This window comes from Mesorhizobium sp. M7A.F.Ca.CA.002.05.1.1 (assembly GCF_003998335.1).
GTDB lineage: Bacteria > Pseudomonadota > Alphaproteobacteria > Rhizobiales > Rhizobiaceae > Mesorhizobium.
Map to the genome: position 1 here is coordinate 1 of NZ_RZQI01001474.1, position 788 is coordinate 788.

The following is a 788-nucleotide window of genomic DNA, read 5'->3' on the forward strand; positions in this document are numbered from 1 at the left end:
ATCCGGAGATGGATCTCTACAGCACCGTCTGCGCGGTGCAGAATTTCTGGCTGGCCGCGCGTGCCGAGGGCGTCGGTGTAGGCTGGGTCAGCATCATCGAAGCGCAGGCGCTAAAGCGGCTGTTGGCCATTCCGGACCACGTAACGCCGATCGCCTATCTCTGCGTCGGCCGTGTTTCCGAGTTCGCTCCCAAACCGGACCTTGAAACGCATGGCTGGGGACGGCGGCTGCCGCTGCCGGAGCTGATCATGAGCGAGACCTTTTCCGGGCAAGGCGAGACACAGCTCAAATCCACCGTGGCGCGCCTCAACACCGTTTCTGCCTCACCAGACATCACCCGCCCGGCCGATCAGGGTGTGGCGCCGGCCGTAGCCCAGCGCGAACCGCCGAAGGAGGCGAGCGCCTTGTCCTTGAGCTCCCTGAACTTCGACGACGCCTCGGCCAGCCGGGCGTCCCAGGCCGGATCCGGCACCTGGCCCGCGATGGTCTTGAAATAGACCTGCATCAGGCAGGCGATGGCGAAGGGTTCAATGAATGCCGCCTTGAATGCCCAGGCGAAGACGATGGCGAGCACAAAAGCCCAGCCGGCGAGCTGGCCAGGCATCAGGAACAGAATCGCGCCGGCAGGCGCCAGCATCATCAGAAAGATGATGAACGACACGCCCCACATGATGACCGCCAGCCAGACGGCGTTCTTGACCATGACCTTGCCGTTCTGGGCATAGAGCACGACGCCCTGGCGCGCCGTCTCGAAGGGCGAGGCTGAATTGATGCGGATGTTGTAGCCG

General features: G+C 63.8%; 2 pseudogenes. One reads left to right on the forward strand and one right to left on the reverse strand.

The window, feature by feature from the left end:
- Positions 1–8: 8 nt before the first annotated feature.
- Positions 9–161, forward strand: a pseudogene (locus EN939_RS39940) (nitroreductase family protein); the annotation flags it as partial.
- A 188-nt stretch (positions 162–349) separates the two neighbouring features.
- Here the strand turns inward: EN939_RS39940 and EN939_RS39945 are convergent.
- Positions 350–788 (reverse strand): annotated as a pseudogene (locus tag EN939_RS39945) (hypothetical protein); the annotation flags it as partial.